We start from the raw sequence: 16,382 nt of genomic DNA, 5'->3' as shown, positions 1-16,382 counted from the left end.
CGATGGAAAATCTTTCTCCTATTAACAATGCTGAGTTCTCGTTGGCCGAGTTGTTGGATCAAACCAACTGGGTGCACGATTTACCTTGGCAAGATATTCAAGTGCTAGCGCGTTACTTCAAGGCTTATCGTGTTGCGGCAGGTGCCACACTGTTTGAAGAAGGCGAGCAAGCCTCTAGCATGGGGCTTATTGTGGCTGGCAAAATCAAAGTCATTAAAAAAGGCCAATCAGGACAAGAGCGTATACTGGCAGTGATGCGCCCATCACAAACCTTTGGTGAGTTGTCACTAATCGACGGCGCGCCACGCTCAGCCACTGCTGTAGCGATGACCGACGTCACCTTGCTGCTGACTGACAAAGATGCGCTATTCAATATGGCTGAAGTCCACCCTAAACTAGCTTTTCGCTTTACCTTTCGCTTGGCGCAACTACTAAGCCAGCGCTTGCGCCATACTTCGCTTCAGTTAGCCGACTCGCCGAGTTGATCCTGTAGTTTGGAATCTGAGTACTTAGCTTGGATAGTTATGGCACTGCACCAGTTGCTGGTATAACTGGTTGAAATCGCTGTCGCGCCCTGGACTTTGAAAGGTAACTAAGTCCATTAGTTGCAGGGCAATTTCATCGGCTTGGTTGTTTGCCAAGCAATACTGAACACCATCGCGCATCGCCTGCAGTATCCTAGGGTGCTGATATAGCTTGAGCGCATAGCGGTTTAAATCGTCGGTTAGCTTGTTCTGTTCCGGATTTTGATAGGCTGTCAAAATCATATCTTTGCCAAAAAGCATCAGCTCCACGCTAATTTGACTGGCTCTATCTAACCAATTATCGGTTAGGTTAACGCCTGCTGTCGTCGCTGCTAGCACATATAGCCTATGATACTCGTGAAGGTCGATAGACAGCGCGTCGAGCAAGTCATCCTGTTCACTTACCCCTAGGTTTGCCAGTTGATAATCTGGGCTATCGAAGCTTTGCACAAAACTTGCTAATGGCTCTTGGCGCAAGTACTCAATGGGTAGGTTGGCTAACGCTTGCACAACTGCAACTTTGAGTAGTTGTTCACTACTTCCCGGTAATTGAATCTGCTCAATGGCACGCAGCAAGTTAAGGGTGATGTTCTCTGGTTGACTCAACGCTTGTTGCACCAAGGCTATGACTGCTTCTGGGTCTTTTAGATTTTGAAGCTGCAAAACCACGCTGAAGCCATTGAGCAGGCTGCCGAAACAACTGGCCATCGCTAGTTCGCTAATGCGGCGCAAGTCGCTGCAGAACGCCTGCGTTTCACCTAGGTAAGACTCTTTGTCACCCGCTTGAATGAGCGCAAGTGTTTGCAACTGTGAGCGCCAGTTTTGTGCATCCAGTGCGTCTTGCGCTTGCCAGTAGGTTGAAAGTACAGGGCCTAATGCCTGTGGCGCCTGCATTTGCGCTGCTAGTGCTAAATATGTATTGCCATTGCGCCAGCCGTGTTTTGTTAGCCCTTGCTGGATCAATGAGATGGTGGTGGGCGCTTGTTCAAACACACCTCGTTGGCGGCTAAGCGGCCAGATTTCACGCCATATGGCTCGGTATGCATTGCCTGTTTCATCTAATGCTACGGTTTGTGCAAGCAGCTCGTTAAGCTGGTCCGCTTTGGTCATCTCAGCTGGTTCAACGGGTTTGGGCAGGCGCGTTGGTGTAGGCAAAACAGGCATGCTGCGAGTTAATTCTTGTGTTTGCGCGGGCCTTTGCTCTGGTATTGGCAGGGCTACAGGCGGCAGTGTCGCAATAACGTTATTAATCTGGACTTGCGATGTTGAGTTAGTCGTTACCACAACGGCTGGTTGAGATTGACTAAACCAAACCCCACCCGCAATTAGTAACCCAGCAGTAATGATAATGATCCAACGCATAAGCCCAGTTTTTAATAAGTTGTTGTGAGGTATACGCAGGCAAGTTTGGTTTGCGCCAACTAGGCTTTCAATAAAAACCGGAGGAAAACACATGGCCAAGCGACTGAAAAAAGCCAGTTATGAAATGAAGCTAGCCGAGCTGCAATTGGAGCTGGTGAAACTGCAAACCTGGGTAAAAGAAAAGGGCCTAAAAGTGGCTGTGGTGTTTGAGGGGCGTGATGCCGCTGGCAAAGGGGGCGCGATTAAACGCATTACCGAAAAGCTCAACCCTAGGATTTGCCGGGTGGTTGCCCTAGATAAGCCAACTGAGCGCGAGCGCACGCAATGGTACTTTCAACGCTATGTTGCGCACTTGCCAGCGGCGGGTGAAATCGTTTTATTTGATCGCAGCTGGTACAACCGCGCTGGGGTTGAGCGGGTAATGGGGTTTTGCAGTGATGAGGAGTACGACGAATTTCTGCGCTCATGCCCAGAATTCGAGCGGCTATTACTGCGCTCGGGCATTATCTTGCTGAAATACTGGTTTTCGGTATCGGATGAAGAGCAGGAAAAACGGTTTCGTGAACGAATAGCCACGCCAATGAAGCGCTGGAAGTTTAGCCCTATGGATTTACAGTCGCGTGAGCGGTGGGCAGAGTATTCGCAAGCGAAAGATAAAATGTTTGAGTTTACCGACATCAAAGAATGCCCTTGGTGGGTTATCGATGGCAATGATAAACGCCGGGCGCGCCTGAACTGTATTGCTCACTTTTTGGCGCAAGTCGACTACCAAGATATTGAGCACGAACATATTGAACTGCCACCACTGAACGACAAAGGCTATCTGCGCTCACCATATGAAGCGCAGAATTTCGTCCCAGATATTACTAAGGGCTTATAGTTGCTTGGGTGTGAATGCTAGGCACAAGCGTCATGGTATTCACATAGCTTAGAAGCGGCTAAAAGCGATAAGTAATAAAGCTCAACAAGTTGGCTTTACCATTACTTTTGGCTTGCGCTTGCACATCGATAGGTAACCAGTCGTAACCCGCTATGATCACATAGCTCCATTGGTCGCTTAGCTCCCAAAAATGGATAATACCTGTACTCAGGGTGAGTTGGCTTGGATCCAGTTGCTTGGCATTCAACGGAGCATTGGCTGTTGCTAAGGTATGTGTTTTGCTCTGCATGGTTAACCCCAGTGTGGCGATGAAGCCGGGCTGCCCATCTTTAATCCAAATTGGAGCTCCGGTTGAGGCGGTCGCAATATAGGCTGTTGGGTCACTGAATAACTGGCCATAAGTCGCTGACAAAACCGTAGAGTTGGCACTGACTTGCCAGCCTAAACCACCATTAAAGGTAATTCCGGCACCACTGCCAACAGAGAGAAAGTCGTTTATTTGATAGGCATAGTCAACGCCAGCGCCGGTAAAATCAGCGCCAAGTGTGTAGCTGTTTTTGCCGCTTTCTAGCGTGTAGTTTGCCCCATCTGTGCCAATTGACCAGTTTTCTGCTTCGTAGCCAATGATGGGTACTGTTAATAACTGTACTTCATCGGTTTGCACGATCAGTGGGAAATTACTTGCGTCGTAGTTGTCATAGATTTGCTGGTCGGCAATAACGCCAACACCCAAGCGCCAAGGAAAGGTTTCGGCTTGTAGCAAAGTAGAAATAGTGATTGCAACAAGCAAAAGGGTGCTGCGCATACTGTTAATCCTTATTCTTTTTGTTGTGGATGCGCTATTAAACGTCACGAGAGTTGCTGTTTAATGGCAGCTAGGCCGTCCATGATTTTTTCTGTGGTTGCCAGAAGCTCGGTTTTCGATTTTTCAGTAGAGCGCAAGCGCTCGTTGGCATCATATGCGAGCTTCATTAACTTTTCTTCCTGATCTTCATCTAATCCTAAACGAAACAACATAGCTTCTAGATCAGTAATCATATCTAACATCACCGTTTTTACTTTTTCATCGTGATGCTCAAAGGCATTCCGCACGCTGTCAACATTGCTCGCGGTGGCGACCATGACTTCATCTAATAGTTTGATCTGCTCACCCTTAGCTTCTATTGAGCTTTGAATGGCTAGCATGCGGCCTTCGGCTATGGTGAGCATAACAGCTAGGTGGTCTTTAAAACGGCCGTACTTTGCTTCCTCCTCAACGGGCATGTTTTTTACTAGCATGACCAATACTTCGCTTTTTACAATGGTGCGGATGCCAAAGCTTAAAATTCTACCTGGTTTGTTAACGGCCTTTTCTAATAGCTGCGCTTCGATCGAGCTGGCCATGCAGCCGGCGAACGGCTCTGCCGCATTGGGTACATAAACAGCAATGTTTAGCCCGAAATTTTTCAGTGAGTCAACTAATAGGTTAGCGACATCAATGCGTCTTGAAGCCTCTTGAACTTGTTTAACAAATTCAATAATTTGCCCTAGCTCGGAGCTGGATGTCATGGCTTCCATTGCCACATTCATTGCCATGTCGGCGTCTTTTTGCGCCTGGGCCGCGGCCCTGCGAGTCAGCTGGCTGCGCTCAATTTGGTCTACAAGGGTGTCTTTTTCCACCGGTTTGATTAAATAAGCATTACCGCCCGATTCATAGCCAGCCAAGCGTTCTTCATCGGTATCTTTACCGGTCACAAACAACACCGGCACTGTGTTGGTGCTTGGTTGCAGGCGCAATGCTTTACAAGTTTGATAGCCATCCATGCCAGGCATCTCAACATCCAGTACAATCACGTCTGGAACTTGTTGCTGACAAAACTGCAAGCATTGCTCACCCGAATCGGCTGTTGAGGTCTGATAATCGCCTTTTAGCATCGATTCCAAGATAAGTCGGTTGTCTGGTGCGTCATCAACAATGAGCACATGTGTCATAGTAGCCTCGTCGGTTTGGCGTAGCGTTTTACTGTTAAGTCTAGTTGAAAGATCTTCATCCATAGGAGTGAATATGCGCCCGATTATGTTGCAGGGCTGTACCAGCGATGCTGGGAAGTCTCTACTCGCTGCAGGCTTGTGTCGCGCGCTGGTTAATCGAGGTTTTCAGGTTGCACCGTTTAAAGCGCAGAACATGTCTAACTTTGCCGCCATTACGCCCGACGGTGGCGAAATTGGCCGTGCCCAGTGGCTGCAAGCCAAGGCCTGTCGGCTAGCACCGCATACTGATATGAACCCAGTACTGATCAAACCTGAGTCTGATATGCGCTCACAAGTCATTGTTAACGGTGAAGTTGACCATGAAGTAACTAAGTTGCCTTGGATGCAGCGCAAGCAGCGCCTATGGCCCCATGTAGAAAGCGCTTTGGCGAGACTGCAATCGAAATATGATGTTGTAGTCATCGAAGGAGCTGGCAGCCCTGCCGAGGTTAACCTTAGAGCCGGTGATATTGTGAACATGGCGGTGGCACTGCACTGCAATGCTCGCGTGCAACTCATTGCCGATATTCACCGAGGTGGTGCTTATGCACACTTATTGGGAACCTGGCATTGTTTGAGCGCCAGTGAACAAAACCTTGTGCAAGGTTTCGTGTTAAACATGTTTCGTGGTGATGCTAGTTTATTAGCCCCTGCCGATGAGTGGATTCTTCAACAAACTGGCATTGCAGTCAGCGGCTGCATTCCCTACTGGCCTCACCGATTACCAGATGAAGATAGCTGGCGCCATCAGAGCAGTTTTATTCAAGGGCAAACCAATATTGCCGTGGTGGTATATCCCTATGCCAGCAACTTAGATGAGTTGGATGTGTTACTGCAAGAAGAGGGTGTAAACCTAGTACCCATTCGCCATGGTCAGTCGTTGGTTGGGTTTGATGCTGTGATATTGCCAGGCTCTAAAAACTCACTGGCGAGTTTGGCTTGGCTACACGAGCAGGGACTCGCAGCACAAATACCTAAGGTGGCGCATCGGTTTGGCATCTGTGGTGGTTTGCAAATATTGGGTGAATCCTTGGCGGCGGAGGATAATTCCCAGCAAGCACAAGGTCTTGGTTTACTGCCGCTGACGACAAGTATGCAAGCCAACAAGGTTACCCAGCTGACAACAGTAAAAACTGAGTTTGATGTCAGCGTGACTGGCTACGAGATTCATCATGGTAAAACCAGTGGCAAGGCAGAAAAGCACTTAGATGATGAACTAGGATGGCGCCAAGGGCAGACCATTGGCGTATATTTACATGATATTTTTACCAATGATGATTATCGTCAGTGGTGGTTAGAGCAATTAGGCTGGCGCGGGCAGGTGCGGCCTTGGCAGCAACGAATCGATCAAGAGCTCGACCGGTTAGCTGATATGCTTGAGCGCACTGGCTGGGTAGACAATGTAGTAAAACAGGAGGGGTAAGTGGAAGCAGTAGAGCAGTTTGTAAATGATTGGGGGCTTCTTCTTGGGGTTGGCACGCTGATTAGTTTCATGGCCTTTATTATTTGGGATTTAGCCAAAAAAAGTAACGCTGGTAAGTTTGGCACCTTTATTCTGTTTGTTGGTTTAGGGGTAGGGATGCTGGGCTATATCATCAAGGTCGTCATCCAGTACTTTATGGAATCTGGTGCAATCTAACCACGTTTGATTTGCATCACCGCAGCGTTGATGATCAGATTTTGCGCTTGTATCCCTTGTCACCATATCGCATAGTACGGGGGTTGCTAATAAGTCTGATCAAATTATGAATACTGTTAAAACGCTTCCGTTATGGCGCCAGCCGGTACTCGCTGCAACGGTATTAGTTATGTTAGTACTGTTGTTATGGCCACAAAACAAACTCGCTGCTGAAATTACCGTGCCGCTATCCATTGAGCCAAGTGAAGCGGCACCAGAGTTTGTTTTTCAGCAACCCTCTGCAACCATAGCACCCTTGCCCAATGCTGATTCATTAAACAGCCTTTATTATGCGGTTGCTGAAGGCGACACGCTGAGCACCATTTTTGATCGCCTCAATATTGGCCAGCAAGCCATGTACGAAGTACTAGCCGCCGATATAGAGCTACTTGCTTTAGATGTGCTTCGCCCCGGGCAAACGATTATTTTTCACACGGATGCCCTGACCGATAAATTAGCGGTAATGGAGTTAGTGATTCACGTTGGTAACCGTATTCGCTATCACCGCAACGAAGATGGTACTTTTTATTTTGAAGAGTTTATCCTGCCAGGTACTTGGAAAACCGAAGTGCTCAGCGGTGAGATATACGGCAGCTTTTATTACTCGGCTGAACAAGCAGGGCTTACGGCCAGAGAGATTCAAGAAGTGGCGACTCTGTTTCGCGAGCAGCTTGATTTTGCCCGCCAAATACAAGCTGGTGACAAGTTCGAAATTGTGCGCGCAAGCCAATTTGTTGAAACGCAGGCAACGGGCGAAACCCGCATCGAGGCCGTTCGCATTCATCGCCGCACTAAAACGCATACGGCTTTTCTTTTTGAAGACGGCAACTATTACGATGTGGAAGGTAAAAGCCTAGCGCGGGCGTTTAACCGTTACCCAGTAGATCAGAGATACCGTATTAGCTCTGCGTTTAACCCTAGTCGTTTACACCCAATTACTGGCAAAATTTCACCCCATAACGGTACCGACTTCGCCGTACCGCGTGGCACGCCAGTCTACGCAACAGGGGATGGCGTGGTGACCCGCGTAGAAAACCATCCTTATGCCGGTAAGTACATTGTGATTGAGCACAGTGGTCAGTACCGCACCCGCTTTTTGCACCTAGATCGAATTTTGGTTCGCAAAGGCCAGCGGGTAAGCCGAGGAGAACGTATTGCGCTGTCGGGCAATACCGGTCGCTCTACCGGCCCGCACCTACACTTTGAGTTCCACATTAATGGCCGCCCAGTGAATGCGATGCGAGCACAGATCCCATTAGCATCATCTGTCGCATCGGCTAAATTACCAGACTTTAAAGCGCGAGTTGCCGACATCGAAAGCATGATCGAAAGCAGCTCGCCGCTGGCTAGTCGTGAATAAATGTATGTTTTTGGTATCAAATTATGATGCCAAATGAGGAATGGGTTTTAAATCGGTATGGTTTTGGGCAGCATTTTTCAAAAAATGCTGCATTGATTTTGCTCAATGACTCGGAATCAGCCACAATACGCCCATTCTGACCACGAGCCCGTCGCCGAGGAGAAACAATGCCCGCTCGTTCTGATCTAGCGAATGCTATTCGCGCACTTTCTATGGATGCCGTACAACAGGCAAAATCTGGTCACCCGGGTGCCCCTATGGGCATGGCGGACATCGCCGAAGTGCTATGGCGTGATTATTTAAAACACAACCCAGAAGATCCGAACTGGTTTGATCGTGACCGTTTTATTCTGTCCAATGGTCACGGTTCGATGCTGCTTTACAGTTTGCTGCACCTTAGTGGTTATGACCTAAGCATTGATGATCTGAAAAACTTCCGTCAACTGCACTCTAAAACACCAGGTCACCCAGAGTATGGCTATGCGCCAGGTGTTGAAACGACCACGGGTCCACTAGGCCAGGGTATTGCCAATGGTGTTGGTATGGCCTTAGCTGAAAAAGTGCTAGCCGCCCAGTTTAACCGTGATGGTCACGACATTGTTGATCACTACACCTATGTGTTTATGGGTGACGGTTGCATGATGGAAGGTGTGAGCCATGAAGCTTGCTCACTAGCCGGTACGCTTGGTTTAGGTAAGCTCATCGCATTCTACGACGACAACGGCATTTCTATCGACGGCGAGGTAGAAGGCTGGTTTACCGACGATACCGTGAAGCGCTTTGAGTCATACGGCTGGCAAGTGATTCCACGTGTTAATGGTCACGATCCAGAAGAGATTATTCAAGCCATCGAGACAGCGCGCGCCGAGAGCGACAAGCCAACATTGATTTGCTGCAAAACCATCATTGGTTTTGGTTCGCCAAACAAAGAAGGCAAAGAGGACTGTCACGGTGCCCCACTTGGCGATGAAGAAATCAAGCTAACGCGTGAGCGTCTAGGTTGGAACCATGGCCCATTCGACATTCCTAGCGATGTACAGGAAGCATGGGATGGTAAGCCAAAAGGCCGCACGGCTCAGTCTGCTTGGAATGACAAGTTTGCGGCTTATAAAGCTGCCTACCCTGAATTAGCCGCAGAATACGAGCGTCGCATGGCTGGTGATTTACCAGCTGAGTTTGACAAAATTGCCGATGACTTCATTGCTGAAGTATCAGCCAACGCTGAAAAAATTGCCTCGCGCAAAGCTAGCCAAAATGCCATTGAAGCTTACGCGAGCAAACTACCTGAGCTGTTCGGTGGTTCGGCTGACCTTGCGGGCTCTAACCTAACACTGTGGAGTGGTGCTAAAGGTGTGACTGCACAGGATGCCTCAGGCAACTACTGCTTCTATGGTGTGCGCGAGTTTGGCATGAGTGCAATGATGAATGGTATCCAGCTGCATGGTGGACTTCGCCCATACGGTGCGACCTTCCTCATGTTCATGGAATACGCTCGCAACGCTGTGCGCATGGCTGCCTTGATGAAGCAACCAGTGATCTTCGTTTACACACACGACTCGATCGGCTTAGGCGAAGACGGCCCAACGCACCAGCCAGTTGAGCAGCTAGCTTCAATGCGTGCTACGCCAAACCTAAGCACTTGGCGCCCATGTGATGCGGTTGAGTCGGCAGCAGCTTGGAAAGTTGCCATCAAGCGTAAAGACGGCCCTGCAGCACTTGCATTCTCTCGCCAAGGCCTAACACCAATGCCGCGCACTGCTGAGCAGATCGCTAACATTGAGAAAGGCGGTTACGTACTAGTGGATTGCGATGGCACGCCAGAAGCCATCATTATTGCCACTGGCTCTGAAGTTGAATTGGCGGTTGATGCTGCCAAACAACTCACTGACGCTGGCAAAAAAGTACGCGTGGTGTCTATGCCATCGATTGATGCATTTGAAGCCCAAAGTGCTGAGTACAAGCAGTCGGTATTACCAAGCGACGTGCGCGCCCGCGTAGTGGTAGAAGCTGGTATTGCTGATAGCTGGTTCCGCTACATTGGCCTAGACGGTGACTTCGTTGGTATGAGCACCTTTGGTGAGTCTGCGCCAGCAGGCGACTTGTACAAGCACTTCGGCATCACCGTTGAAGCAGTTGTTGCCAAAACGGCAGCTCTGATTAAATAATTCGTTACAGCGAATTAGGCAATCATGTTAGGCGCGATATAGTCGCGCCTTTTGTTTATCTAGCATACTTACCGTAGTTAAGTTCAATTCCAGTTTATTGAGCTGATGAGTTGTGCGCATGCCTTGTTTCGCCACGCCGTGTATACATCCATGTAGGCTCGACACCTGCCTCCCTGCAGGTGACGGGCTCACAAGACACACCCACAACTCATTTAAGCGCTCACTAAGCTGGCATTGAACCTATTCAAAGTAGGGTACAAAAAAATGCTAGAAAATATATTGCGCGACGCGCTGATTTTGTTTGCCACGATCGATCCGATTGGATCGACGGCATTGTTTGCTGCCGTAACTGCGTCGATGCCACCAGAGCGGCGCAAGAAAACGGCTTCAAAGGCGATTCTATATTCCATTGCCGTGCTACTGGGCTCCATGATTTTGGGTCAGCTGGTGTTGTCGACAATGGGTGTGCAGCTGATTTCGCTGCAGGTGGCAGGTGGTGTGATTCTCTTCTTATTCGGCATTCAGATGATCTTTGGAAAAGAGTCTGGTAACCCGGAAGAGGAAATAGAGCAAGGCCACGATCCGGCCGTGTTTCCGCTATCGGTACCAAATATTGCTGGTCCAGGTTCGATTATGGCGGTGATTGTATTAACCGATAATGCGACGCGCTCGTTTACCGAGCAACTAATGACTGCCGGTGTTTTGATTGCGGTGTTATTGTTCACCTATGGTTTAATGCGCGCTGCCGAGCCTATCTTGCGTGTAATTGGCCGCAATGGTGCTGCAATTTTAGTGCGGGTCATGGGTATGTTGCTGGCTGCCTTGTCGGTAGAATTGGTGATGGACGCGCTTGGCATTGCCGCTTGGATGACTCAAAGGAGTTAACTTGACCCCTCTCGCTACGTTTCTTTCGATTGCCGTGATCCATGCACTGGGTGTAATGAGTCCTGGGCCTGATTTTGCTGTGATTATGCGTCAGAGTTTGCGCTATGGCTGGCGCATTGCGTTGCTTACCGCAGCGGGTATTGGCAGCGGAATCTTGTTGCATGTTGCCCTCACCATGTTTGGCATCACTGCACTAATGCAGGTGGCCCCTTGGTCGTTGACTGTTCTACAACTATTTGGCGCGGCGTTTTTGGCTTGGATTGGCTGGCAGGGGTTAACCGCTAAGCCATCGGTTATGTCTGAAGACAGTAATTTGCCGTCGCGCAAACAAGCCTTTCTTATCGGATTAGCGACTAACGCTTTGAACGTGAAAGCATTGCTGTTTTTTGCGGCATTGTTTTCTAGTTTGCTGGCTACCGAACAAACGCCTGTTGCACTACAAGTTGCGTTACTTGTTTACCTACCGGTTGCTACCGCATGTTTGTTTAGTTTGATTGCGTTATTGATTGGCAATGTATGGGTTCGCCAGCGCTTGCAACAACATGGTTATTGGTTAGATCGCATCATGGGGGCAGTTTTATTGTTGCTGTCAATCTATGTTGTCAGTGCTGTATTTTAACATTCAGCTAAGGTTAAGGTTAAATGTAGGAAAATTACATCCAGCTGTTAACCAATGCTGATTATGAGAGAGTCAGTATTCAGCCGCTTTTCTAACGTGCCTCTTCAAAAGGCTTCTATGCACCCAATTGGGTGCATTTTTTTTGCCTGCTCAACTATTTGCGCCATATTGGTTCGTGGAAACTGTTTTAAGTCAGTACTTCTTTTATTTCAGAATCTAACAAATCCCTGCAAAATGTAGTTTTATTACATAATTGGTTGCTTTTAGTGAATCCAAAAAAAGGGCAACAGCCATAAGCTGTTGCCCTTCGAGCAGAGTTACGAGTATAGAGCAGTGTCCGTTGAGATATGTTTCTCGCGGGAACGGTTAAATAGTAATGATAACGATTATCATATGCAAGTTATTTTTTTCATTAACCAGGTTTTTAGCGCCTCTTGTAGCGAAGATAGTCGCAGCGGCTTGGCTAAAAAATCGTCCATGCCGGCGTCTAGGCAGCTCTGTTTGTCTTCCTGGCGCGCATTGGCTGTTAGGGCAATTATGTAGGGCTGGCGCTTGTCTTTGTATGCTCTAATAAGTCGAGTAGCTTGCAAACCGTCCATTTCTGGCATTTGCATATCCATTAAGATCAGTGGCGGCTGGTGTAGCTCGAACATCTCAATGGCGAGTTTACCGTTGCCTGCAATGGTGGGGTGCATGCCCAGCTTTTCTAAAAAGCGAATCAGAATCTTCTGGTTCACAATATTGTCCTCAGCCACCAAAATCGACAAACCATGCAGTGCGCTCAAATCAGCATCTGTTTCAGATGTAGGTTGTGGTGCTTCAATGGTGGAAAGCATTTGTCTGATTTGACTAATTCTAATGGGCTCGTCGAGGTAAGAATCTTCATCGCTAGGTGGGGCGAAGCGATTATTGATGAATAAAACCTTTTTCGGTTGCAGTTGTACCTTGGCAGCTTGAATGGTTTCTGCGTCAATGACATCCGAGCCTTCGACAAGCAGAGCAGAATGCTCCGACGGGCGTAGCAGGGTTGGGTCACCTGCGCCTTGAAAGCTTATTCCCAAGCGGCTTGCAATGGCTTGCACGCTTTCTTTAAGCACGCGTGAATCTGATAGCAACGTTAGATTATCGAACTCAGTTTTTTCGGTTTGGCTGGCCTGATTGGGGACCATAAGTAATGGAATAGAAAAAGCGAAAGTAGAGCCTTTATTTTCTTCGCTGGTTACCTTGATGCCGTCGCCACCCATTCGGTTAACAAGCTGTTGGCTAATGGCTAAGCCAAGTCCGGTGCCGCCGAACTTGCGTGTTGTAGAGGCATCTACTTGGCTGAATGATTGAAAAAGGCGGCTTTGCCGATCTTCTGGGATGCCAATGCCTGTATCGGCGACCCGGATGCTCAGCATGTCGTTATGATAGTCAGCATACAGCGTAACCTTACCGTGATTTGTAAACTTCACTGCGTTGCCAAGTAGGTTGACGATGACTTGTTTTAAGCGAGTGCTGTCGCCTTGTACGGTTTCAGGCACGTCCGGACTAATGACTAGACTGAGGCGTAAGCCTTTTTCTTTTGCTTTCGGTGACAGCAAAATAGGGCCGTATTCTAGTGCGTTGAGTAAATCGAACGGGATATGCTCGAGTTCAAACATGCCGGACTCAATACGAGAGAAGTCCAGTATGTCATTGATAATGGCCATTAAGGTGTCGCCACTATTGCGAATGCCTTCTACATACTCCTTTTGTGCATTGCTAAGGTCTAGTCGGCTAAGCAGCTCGGTCATGCCGATCACGCCATTGAGTGGTGTGCGAATCTCATGGCTCATCGTTGCCAGAAACTCAGCTTTCGCTTCCGACGCCGCCTCTGCTTGGCGGCGTGCTTGTAGCAGTTCTTGTCGTTGTAACAATAAGGCGTCAACGAGCTCTGTTAACTCCTTGGTACGCTCATTCACTTGAATGTCTAACTTGGCGGCATGGCGTTTTACTTTTACCCGGTCATGAATGATGACCGCCATCAGTGTCAACAAATTAACCATCCAGCTGATTGCTAAGATATAGGTAATCCAGTTATGCCGTTGTAGTCGTTCGGCTGCATCCGACATTTCTTTGGCAATAACGGCATCAATGTGTTCCTCCAGCAGCACGAGCGCATTGCCCGCCAGCATCCGCGACGCGGCGATGTTGCCCGATAGGATTAGATCAGCTTCTTTTTCAAAGTGTGACAGTGATGCCTGAATCAGAATGACATCATTGTTGTCGATCGACTGGGTAAACTCGAATATCTTACGACGCAGCTCATTGATATTGAGTCGAACTTGATTGCTTGGTGGTGCCTGCCATTTGGAGGAGGCATCTAAATCGAGGCGTATTTTGATCAGTTCGCTGCGAATGTTGGTTACTTTTTCGGCAAACTGTGGCGTTTGTTGAAATGGCGTACCCCACATTAATTGCAGAGTGAGCAAGCTAACCCCTAGTACAGAGGCGCTAGCGGTTAGTGTCCAGCTAAGCTTTTTATGCAAGCTATTGCTGAGCTCTCCCTGTTTGTGTTGTGCCATTTCAACGTGCTCCTCAAGCGGCCCTACTTAAAGGCAGAAAGGTACTCTTGTATATCAATGCCTAGGTCATTCACTGACAAGCCTTGTAGTCCTAGTACATCAGTTCTACCACTGATATTCCAGTCAATTGGCTCTTGCCCAAGTATTGCCTGGTACAACATGATGCCGGCACGATCAATCTGTAAGGTTAATGGGAACTTCTTACGAACGGATTCGCCCGACGCGACCTGGATGTCCTGCAGCGCACGCACATCTAACAGGCGATTGTCATTGGCATCCATCTTAATGTTGAAGTCGGTGAGGGTTAGCGGAAATATATTTGGATTTTCGATGCCGATATATACGTCCATCACTGTTTTACGCACACCCAGTTCACTTAATACCACTTCATCTAAAGTGATTTTAGGCAGCTGCGGGATGGGTAAAGTGCCTTCAAAGTTTAACGGTACACGTGCATCACCAAACCCAGGTATTGGAAAGGCTGTGCTGCCAACTAAGGCAAAAGAAAACTCATTGGCACCTTTTAGCTCGTTGGCCGCATTAAAGAGAGCTTGGTATGGCAAGTTAATTGGCACTGCAACCATTTTGCTGCCATTAGCCTCTATGCTAATCGGGTCGTTTAACAACACGTCGGCAATAGTTTGACCTGCTACTTGTAAATCAAGCTGCAAATTTTTAGTCATCAAATTTATCGGGGCTTTGTTCTGAATTTCGATCAGCGCTTCAACGTTAGCGGATTGCATTGAAAGCCCAGCTAAGCGAGTGTTGGTGACCTCTACCGCAGGGGTCATGCTTTGCAGTGTTGGCACCGAGGCACACCCAGCAATGAAAAGGGTGGTGATGAAACTAAAATACAAAGCAATTTTTCTGGCCAGCATGCGATTCTCCGAAGCATGGTTTGTGTAAGTGTAGGCAAGTTTGGCGCCCTATCCGCTATTCTAACGCGATTGTGAGGAAGGGCTAGATGAAAATTGCTTTCAAACTTGTTGTTTTAAGCCGGACAAAATGGCTGATTCAGCTCAAAATTTCTTGATTTAATGCAGTGTTTTGTAAGTTTCTTACATTTTTCACTGCCAAAATTACCAAACAAACGATAGAATAGGCCTATCTAATAAACCTGATATACAAGGGAAACGCCATGTCTGTACTGAAAATGACTGAACAGGATCTGGCTGGTAAACGTGTACTGATCCGTCAGGATTTGAACGTGCCACTAGACGACAACGGTAACATCACTAGTGCTAAGCGAATTGATGCGTCTATCCCAACCATCAAACTAGCCCTAGAAAAAGGTGCTAAGTTGATGATTACTTCTCACCTTGGTCGCCCGACTGAAGGTGAGTACGACGAAAAAGCGTCTTTGGCGCCAATCGTTTCTTATCTTAAAGACAAAGGCTTTAACGCGCGTTTGGTTAAAGATTACCTTGAAGGTGTTGAAATCGCTGACGGTGAAGTGGTTGTACTAGACAACGTACGCTTTAACAAAGGCGAGAAGAAGAACGAAGAAGAATTGTCGAAGAAATACGCCGCTCTTTGCGACGTGTTTGTAATGGATGCATTTGGTACCGCTCACCGCGCCCAGGCATCAACCCATGGTGTTGCTCAATACGCTCCGGTTGCCTGTGCAGGCCCGCTGCTTGCCGGCGAACTAGAAGCGCTAGGTAAAGTAATGGACAACCCAGCTCGCCCACTGGTTGCACTAGTTGGTGGTTCAAAAGTTTCTACTAAGCTACAAGTGCTAGACAAGCTAGCGGATATCTGTGACCAAGTAATTGTTGGTGGTGGTATCTCTAACACTGTTGTTGCGACTCGTGGCTTCAATGTTGGCAAGTCTCTATACGAGCCAGACTTGATCCCAGAAGCGAAGAAGCTTATCCAGAAAACTGAGATCCCAACTGTGATCGACGTTCGCGTTGGTAAGAACTTCAGCGCTGATGAGCCGGCAGTAAACAAATCTCGTGAAGATATCCAAGATGACGAAGAAATCATGGATTTGGGCGAGCAAACAGCAGAGAAGTTTGCTGCAATTCTTAAAGAAGCAAAAACAATTCTTTGGAATGGCCCTTGTGGCGTATTTGAGTTCGACAACTTCTCTAAAGGTACTGAAGTTGTCGCGAAAGCCATCGCCGAGAGTGATGCTTTCTCTGTTGCCGGTGGTGGTGACACACTAGCAGCTATCGACAAGTACGGCTTGAGTGATAAAATTAGCTATATCTCAACTGGCGGTGGTGCTTTCTTAGAATTTGTAGAAGGCAAAACGCTTCCAGCAGTCGCGATCCTAGAAGAGCGCGCAAAAGGCTAAACACCTTTAAGAGAACCGCAGCGATGCTGCGGTTTTTGCATATTTAAAACC

At 48.1% G+C, this 16,382-nt stretch carries 14 protein-coding genes; 9 read left to right on the top strand and 5 right to left on the bottom strand.

Annotated elements, in window-relative coordinates; translation table 11 throughout:
* Positions 1 to 2 precede the first annotated feature (2 nt).
* The gene (locus DUW71_RS15290; protein ID WP_119396141.1) at positions 3 to 485 is read left to right on the top strand and encodes a Crp/Fnr family transcriptional regulator; all 483 of its coding nucleotides are present in this window, start codon (positions 3 to 5) and stop codon (positions 483 to 485) included.
* A gap of 24 nt (positions 486 to 509) precedes the next feature.
* Here DUW71_RS15290 and DUW71_RS15285 read toward each other — a convergent pair whose 3' ends face one another.
* Entirely contained in the window at positions 510 to 1,886 is a 1,377-nt protein-coding gene (locus tag DUW71_RS15285) for a hypothetical protein (protein ID WP_158584162.1), read from the bottom strand.
* Between the two features lie 91 nt (positions 1,887 to 1,977).
* On the opposite strand from DUW71_RS15285, the gene ppk2 reads away from it, so the two are divergent.
* A complete protein-coding gene (gene ppk2 / locus DUW71_RS15280) occupies positions 1,978 to 2,766 on the top strand; it encodes a polyphosphate kinase 2 (protein ID WP_119396139.1) in 789 nt (262 codons plus the stop codon).
* Positions 2,767 to 2,824: 58 nt separating this feature from the next.
* Here ppk2 and DUW71_RS15275 read toward each other — a convergent pair whose 3' ends face one another.
* Positions 2,825 to 3,571 carry a hypothetical protein gene (locus DUW71_RS15275; protein WP_119396138.1) on the bottom strand — a complete coding sequence of 249 codons (747 nt, stop codon included), beginning with the start codon at positions 3,569 to 3,571 and terminating at the stop codon, positions 2,825 to 2,827.
* A gap of 44 nt (positions 3,572 to 3,615) precedes the next feature.
* A complete protein-coding gene (locus tag DUW71_RS15270; RefSeq protein ID WP_158584160.1) occupies positions 3,616 to 4,737 on the bottom strand; it encodes a response regulator in 1,122 nt (373 codons plus the stop codon).
* Between the two features lie 73 nt (positions 4,738 to 4,810).
* Between DUW71_RS15270 and DUW71_RS15265 the strand changes: the two genes are divergently transcribed.
* From DUW71_RS15265 to DUW71_RS15240, 6 genes are all read left to right on the top strand, one after another.
* The gene (locus DUW71_RS15265) at positions 4,811 to 6,199 is read left to right on the top strand and encodes a cobyric acid synthase (protein ID WP_199671245.1); all 1,389 of its coding nucleotides are present in this window, start codon (positions 4,811 to 4,813) and stop codon (positions 6,197 to 6,199) included.
* Positions 6,200 to 6,415: a DUF2788 domain-containing protein gene (locus DUW71_RS15260; protein WP_199671244.1), complete on the top strand. Its 216-nt coding sequence runs from the start codon at positions 6,200 to 6,202 to the stop codon at positions 6,413 to 6,415.
* Between the two features lie 106 nt (positions 6,416 to 6,521).
* Complete coding sequence (locus DUW71_RS15255) at positions 6,522 to 7,814, top strand: peptidoglycan DD-metalloendopeptidase family protein (RefSeq protein ID WP_119396136.1); 1,293 nt, start codon at positions 6,522 to 6,524, stop codon at positions 7,812 to 7,814.
* A 167-nt stretch (positions 7,815 to 7,981) separates the two neighbouring features.
* Complete coding sequence (gene tkt / locus DUW71_RS15250) at positions 7,982 to 9,979, top strand: transketolase (protein WP_119396135.1); 1,998 nt, start codon at positions 7,982 to 7,984, stop codon at positions 9,977 to 9,979.
* A gap of 264 nt (positions 9,980 to 10,243) precedes the next feature.
* On the top strand, positions 10,244 to 10,864 hold the full coding sequence (locus DUW71_RS15245) for a MarC family protein (protein ID WP_119396134.1): 621 nt from the start codon (positions 10,244 to 10,246) through the stop codon (positions 10,862 to 10,864).
* Position 10,865: 1 nt separating this feature from the next.
* A complete protein-coding gene (locus tag DUW71_RS15240) occupies positions 10,866 to 11,483 on the top strand; it encodes a LysE family translocator (RefSeq protein ID WP_119396133.1) in 618 nt (205 codons plus the stop codon).
* Between the two features lie 389 nt (positions 11,484 to 11,872).
* Here DUW71_RS15240 and DUW71_RS15235 read toward each other — a convergent pair whose 3' ends face one another.
* Positions 11,873 to 14,029 (bottom strand): hybrid sensor histidine kinase/response regulator, encoded by a 2,157-nt coding sequence (locus tag DUW71_RS15235; protein ID WP_119396132.1) that lies wholly within the window; start codon positions 14,027 to 14,029, stop codon positions 11,873 to 11,875.
* Positions 14,030 to 14,052: 23 nt separating this feature from the next.
* Entirely contained in the window at positions 14,053 to 14,907 is an 855-nt protein-coding gene (locus DUW71_RS15230) for an NDR1/HIN1-like protein (protein WP_119396131.1), read from the bottom strand.
* Positions 14,908 to 15,167: 260 nt separating this feature from the next.
* On the opposite strand from DUW71_RS15230, the gene DUW71_RS15225 reads away from it, so the two are divergent.
* Positions 15,168 to 16,331 carry a phosphoglycerate kinase gene (locus DUW71_RS15225; protein WP_119396130.1) on the top strand — a complete coding sequence of 388 codons (1,164 nt, stop codon included), beginning with the start codon at positions 15,168 to 15,170 and terminating at the stop codon, positions 16,329 to 16,331.
* The last annotated feature ends 51 nt before the right edge of the window (positions 16,332 to 16,382 follow it).

Origin of the sequence: Salinibius halmophilus (assembly GCF_003577475.1) — a bacterium.
Classification (GTDB): Bacteria; Pseudomonadota; Gammaproteobacteria; order Pseudomonadales; family Natronospirillaceae; genus Salinibius; species Salinibius halmophilus.
This window is presented reverse-complemented; position numbering and strand designations above follow the sequence as displayed.